General features: G+C 66.7%; 1 protein-coding gene. It reads left to right on the forward strand.

The genetic code is table 11. The features are described 5' to 3' along the window. Nucleotides 1-36 precede the first annotated feature (36 nt). A complete protein-coding gene (locus tag ABD374_RS08445) occupies nucleotides 37-4992 on the forward strand; it encodes an NACHT domain-containing protein (protein WP_344493066.1) in 4956 nt (1651 codons plus the stop codon). The last annotated feature ends 1280 nt before the right edge of the window (nucleotides 4993-6272 follow it).

Below are 6272 nucleotides of genomic sequence, written 5' to 3' on the forward strand. Positions count from 1 at the left end.
ACTGATCCACAGGTCTTGACTATTACTCTCGTCGTCATGACCACGGGCATCCTGACTTCTGCCGCAGCGTATGTTGCCACCGCACCGCAGGCTTGCGGCCAAGCTCCGACGCATACGCGTCCGCAGCTGCTGCCGCTGGGGTCGCTGGAGCCCAAAGACTTCGAGCGGCTCTGCTACCGCGTGACCCGTCTCGAGGGGACCGTTGAGGAATGCCGGCTGTTCGGAGTGAACGGCCAGGCTCAGGATGGCATCGACTTGTACGCCCGGCTGCAGGACGGCTCTTACATGGTCGTACAGTGCAAGCGCAGCAGTGGTGAGTTCCCCGCTGCGAAGATCACAGCCGCGGTGGACGTCTTCCTCAAGGGCGCCTGGGTGAAGAAGTGCCAGAAGTTCGTGCTGGCGGTCACTGCGAATATGGAGCCCACCCAAGCTGCCGATCGCATTGAGGAGGAACGAAGCCGCCTCGCGCAGCAGGGAATTGCCTTCGAGGTGTGGGATGAGACGTCGATGAGCGCGGCGCTCAAGGACCATCCGCGGCTGGTCGATGACTTCTTCGGCCGGGAGGCGGTCGGAGTGTTCTGCGGTGCTCGTTCGGCCGAGGCTCTGGGTGAGCGGCTGGATGCCGGTGATGTGATCGAGTACCGGGCGAGCCTGCGGCGCCTGTACAGGGAGGTGTTCCGCGGCCTGGAGAGGGGCATCCACAGCGATCGGGTCGATGTTGCTCTGGAGGACCGCTTCGTGTTGCCTGACGTGACGCTCCTGGAGAGGCAGCACGTCGGCTCGTCGATGCCCGCTTTGGGCGGGTCTGTTGCAGGGGCGGGGGTCGCGAGCGGCCAAGAGGTGTTCCTCCGCGACCGGACGCCCGGACAGGTGAGCTCTGCTGCTGGGGCGACGGCTGCGGCTGCTGGCTACGCCCCGCGGGTGCAGACGATGGACTGGCTGGCTAGCGGCTCGCGGCATCTGGTTGTCGGGGTGCCCGGAGCAGGCAAGAGCGCGCTGTTGCGCCGGCTGGTCCTGGACGTACTGGATGAAGAACCCGATTTGTCGGGCGGCGTCGACCGGCTGCAGTCCGTTTTGCCGCTGTGGCTCCCTTTCGCGTTCTGGACGACCGCAGTGGGCCGTGACCGGGAATGTGCCAGTGTGCTGGGGGCGGTGCGCAGCTGGCTGGGCGCATACGATTGCGCCGGTCTATGGCCGCTGGTGAAAAGGGCGCTGGACGATGATCGGCTGCTGCTGGTCATCGACGGGTTGGATGAGTGGGCATCGCCTGATGCGGCACGGCTCTGCCTGAACCGGCTCGAGGTGTTCTGCGGCACCAAGCGGGTGAGCGTCCTGGCCTCCTCCCGCCCTTTCAGCACGGCGGAACTGCCGATCGATACCGCACGGTGGCGAACGGCGACCCTGGCCCCGCTGGATCAGGAGCAGCGGCGGGCGTTCATCAGGAAGTGGCTTGCCCCGTTGATGGATGCGGCACTGGTGGAGCAGGAGGCTGCGCGTTGGTCGGCTGAGGTGGAGTCGTCGGCACATCTGGCTGAGCTGGCCGACCTCCCGCTGTTCCTGTCTCTGCTGCTGCGCAGCAGAGAGCAGCGGACGGAGTTTCCCGAGGATCTGCATGCGGTGCTGAGCGAGGTGGTGGCCCGGCTGATCGGGGAGCACCGGCGGCGCAAGATCGTGACGTCGGGGGCGGCTGATGTGTTTCCGACGACCGGGGACATCCGCAAGGTGAGCGGGGCAACAGCGGAACACATGCACCGGTCATCTGTGATCACGATCGGCGACAGCGACTTGCGTGAGGTCTTCCGCGATGCTCTGACTGATCTGATCGGCTACCCCCGAAGCGAGGCGCATACGATCGCGGGGCTGCTGGTCAACGCGCTCAGCCCGGGGATGGGCTTGATGGTGCGTCCGGCGCCCGACGAGACGCAGTTCTTCCACCGGTCGGTTCTGGAGTTCCTTGCCGCTGAGCGGCTGGTGGCTGTCGCAGGGGATGAGCAAATCGCTCTGTTCACGCGCCATGTCACCGACGGCCGGTGGGGACAGGTGCTGCGTTTCATGCTGCGCGGTCTGGTACGGCCGGCCGAAATCGCGAACATTTTTGACGCCTTGGAAGCGCAGGCCGCGGACAACGGTCTGCTGGGCGAGGCGGTGGATGTGCTGGCGGCCGAGGTAGCCGTGGGCACAGGGGCAGTGGATGCACCGCTGCGTCGCCGGCTGCTCGCCCGGGTCATCCGTGAGATCGAGACCGGGGCACGCGATGCGCATCGGGCACGGCTGGTGGAACTGCTGGTACCAGGGCTGGCACGAAGGGAGCTGCGCACCGGCTTGTGCGAACGGTTCGGGATCTGGCTCGATGCCCGTCCTGGTCAGGAGTATGTCTCGGTGCTGAACGCGGCCTCGAAGTGGGAGCGTGATGATGCCGCGCTGGAGATGCTGTGGCATGGGCTGCTCAGCGACGACGACGAGGCGCAGCGGACGGCCGGCCGTGGGTTGAGCCGTGTCTTTGCCGGTGACAGTGACGTGGCCGAGAGGCTGGCCGGTCTGGCGTCCACGACGCAGTTGTGGGGGCGGCGTGCTGCGGCCACGGAAGCGCTGTCACTGGGGTGGCCCGGGCATTCGGCGCTTGACGCTCTCATCGAGTCCGGACGGGAGCATCCGCACCATGCGGTGATGCATGCCTCGGTCGCCGCGGACCTGCGCCGCGGTAACCGCGGTGACGCCCACCGTGACGCGTTGATGGGCTTGTTCGAGGGCGGAGAAAGCGGGTCGGCCTGGCGGAAGGGCCTCACCCAGCTGCTGTGTGATTTCTTCAAGGACGACGACGTACTCTTCGACGCGTATCTACGTGATGCCGATCCCACCGATGAGACCCATTTCCGGTACGGGGAAGCCCCCGTCGTCTCGCTGGTCCTGCGCTGTTTCCCCGACCGCCCTGAGGCACGCCTGTACTTCCTGAAGCTGCTCTCCTCCGAGCGCGGGCTGTTCGCCGATCACGCCACGCTGCTGGTCGACCAAATTCCCTGGCTGTGGGTGCCCGCGGCCTGGCGGGAGGATCCGGAGGTCATCGCGGCGGTCGAGGGCCTGGTAGTGGAGCTGGCCGAGTCCCCGATCAGCAGCCCGCAGATGTACAGGTGCTCGCTGGTTGTCCGCACCGATGCGGTGCGTGACCAGCTGATGCACCGTCTGCTCTCTCAAGACGGTGATTGGGGAAAGGGGTGGATCATCAAGGCTCTGCTTGAGGGCTGGCCCCAGGACCCGTTGGTGAGGCAGGCCCTGACTGCCCTGATCGAGGGGAAGCCCACCGAGATTCCGGCGGCCGCTGTCGCCTACCTCGACCAGATCATCGCTGACAGCGACGAGGCCCTCGCACGGCTCGCGGGTCTGGTGCCGGGAACTAAGCACCAGGACGCGGTGGTGCAATCGCTCGACGCTCTGCTGACAGCGGGCATCGACTACGGCGACGCCCACGTTGATCACCTCATGCAATGGCTCCTGGACGGCAACTCCGACGGGCCGGGCAGCCCGTCCGAGGAACTGCTCTACTCCTCCGCCCTTTGCCGCCATCCAGCGGTGCACGACCAGGCCCTTGCGCGCCTTGCCGCGCATGACGCCCCGCTGGGTGCGATGGCCTACGGCCTGCGCAAGGATCCCCATGTCCGCACCGCCCTTGCCGGGCGCATGAGGGCACTGAGTGCGCCGCTGCGCGTACGGCTCGTCGAAGCCCTCGCCGCCCGACCCATTGCCGAGGCGGAAGCCACGACCCTCCTGCACCGTCCGGTCCGGGACCCTGACCAGACGGTGCAGATCGTCGCGGCGGCCGCGCTCGCTCGACGGCACAAGAGCGCCGGGACAGTGGACGATGCTGTCGTCTCCCTGTTCACCGAACTCCTGCAGACCCCCCACTACGGGCACGAGGGGGCCAGCGCCGCGGGCTTCTGCGCACTGGCTGAACTGGGCCGCCTGGACATCCTCACCGACATGACCGAGCCTCACGCGCCAGGCGAACCGCTGACGATCCGACGGTCCTACCTGGGAGACAGTTCGCTTCTGTGCCGCTATGTGTGCCGCTCCTGGAGCGAGGTGAAGGCAGTGCTGGGCGACGGCTTCGCCCGGCGCTTCCACTCCCCCACGTCCTCCGGTACCGAGTTCTGGCAGCAGATCCTCCTGGTCGCTCATGACTACCCCACGACTTATGACGACCTCACCGCACTGCTGACCAGCAGACCGGAGCTTGCCGCGACCGCCGCCGGCATCAGTTTCATGTGGCGTAGTCAAAGCGTTCCCGCAGATCTGCTGTGGACTGCCACCCAGAGTGTCCTGCAGGCGAGTCGGGCGCTCTCCTACAGCGAGGTCCAGCCGGCCTGGACAGCGCTGCGTGTACTCACCGAGATATTCCCTGATCACCCGCGAACGCGCGCGTGGGTCAACGAGCTGATCAATGCCCGCGGGAACTGGGAGGAAGACCCGAGTAGCACCTCTGTGTTCCTGCCCGTCCACGGGGAAGTCGCGGCACTCGCACGGCTGCGACCCGACACCGTCACTCCCTCACTGCTCGAGGCGACCTCCCCGAAAAGCGGCCGCGTGCCCTGGGCCCGGTTCCTGGCCTGGACCGAACTATCCGCAGCTTCCAGCAGCAGTGCGCAGCAATTCACCGACGTCGCCCTGGAGATCGCACGCATCATCGCCCGCCATAACGAGTTTCCCAACTACATGCACCAGCCGCTTGCCGCACGCCTGCGCCGTGACAGCGACCTCGCCACCCACGTCGCCGCACTGCTCCCCACTCTCCCTGCCCTGCCCCAAGGCGTTCTCGCCCGCCTGCTAGCCATGAGTGGTCACCTCACAGGCCCACTCATCGAGCACCTACGTCGGACGGCTGGCTCTCAATCAACCCCCGCAGAAGCGACTTTCGACCCCCTGACGGGAAGGACCGTGGCTCTTCAACAGCTCGCCCTTGACGTTTTGGACACGGCGGGGGGGCAACAGCCCACATAACGGGCCACTCCCGCTCGGGCGGGCTCTACGGCACCTGCCCAGTCCGCAGGGCTCCTCCTCTACGCGGGTGCACTGGAGCCTGGGCGAGTGGGACTGACTTCCCTGCGTCGTGCAGCCGTACACTGCGGGACTCCGGCGGTTCTGGAATCGGATTCCTGCCAGCCCGGGGCCATCGCGTGCGGCAGTCTGGTCCCCGTTATCGCGACGAGGCGTTCGGCTCGCGGCGCTCACCATGACTGGTCACACGCGGTTGGCGGTCGTCCCGGCGCGAAGGACGCGCATCGAGGGGCAGTGGCAATTGTCGGCCAGCGGCACCTTTGGTCCGTACAGCAATCGGTGTGGCGGCCGCGGTGCACGACAGTACACAGAGCGCCCAAACCCCTACGAGGCACGACCTGGGCCAATCACCCCTCAGCCCCACCCCTGTCGTGGCATCATTTCACCAGCCAGCCACAAGCAAAGAACAGGTAAAGCGTTTCAGAAGGCCCAGGCCGGAAAGGTGGAGCCCGCGCGAGCGGGCGTGACCCGGCGCTCGACCAGGGCGAGATCACGCAGGCCCTGTAGAGCCCGCGCGAGCGGGAGTGCCCCGTGCAGGACGTAAGCGCAGAGACCATTACCCCGGTAGAGCCCGCGCGAGCAGGAGTGACCCGGCTGATGAGCGCCACCGGCCGACAGCACGGAAGTAGAGCCCGCGCGAGCGGGAGTGACCCGCGCCCGGTGGTGGGAGCCTGATGCGCGCGGTGGTAGCGCCCGCGCGAGCAGGAGTGACCCGCAGTTGAACAGCCCCGTGGTGCCGTTGACCGACTGGAGCCCGCGTAGGCGGGAGTGACCCGGGGACGAATGGGCCTGCACATTTCGCGGATCGGTAGAGCCCGCACAAGCGGGGGCGACCCGCTCTCCTGCCCTCCAGCATCGGTAGAACGGTGTGGGGCTCGAACGAGGACCGATCCGTCCTTGAGGCCCTCCCCTCCCTCCCTCGGCTCGCCGAGCCGAGCCGAGGCAAGTCTGGGGGCACGCTCGCCGATCGGTGGGTTCTTCCGTTGCATGCGGTATCGAGCGGGGGATAGGCGCTCAAGGCGAACCCCAAGGTCAAAGGCGTCCTCGTATTGCAACTCTCAGCCGGGCGAACAGGCACTTCTCATGTACCTGCATCAGCAGTTCTCACGGCATGTCTAAGAAGCCGTGTCTCAACCGGTCATGGAACGTGTGAGTCGAACGGGTTTCCCGCCGGGGTGATCTTCCGGTGGTGGGTGCATGAAGGCAGGGCCCCTTGGTAGCTC

Source organism: Streptomyces enissocaesilis (assembly GCF_039533765.1).
GTDB lineage: Bacteria > Actinomycetota > Actinomycetes > Streptomycetales > Streptomycetaceae > Streptomyces > Streptomyces enissocaesilis.

Excerpts from the sequence above, each read along its gene's own strand:
- ABD374_RS08445 (WP_344493066.1), top strand. The coding sequence starts at position 37 with ATGACCACGGGCATCCTGACTTCTGCCGCAGCGTATGTTGCCACCGCA.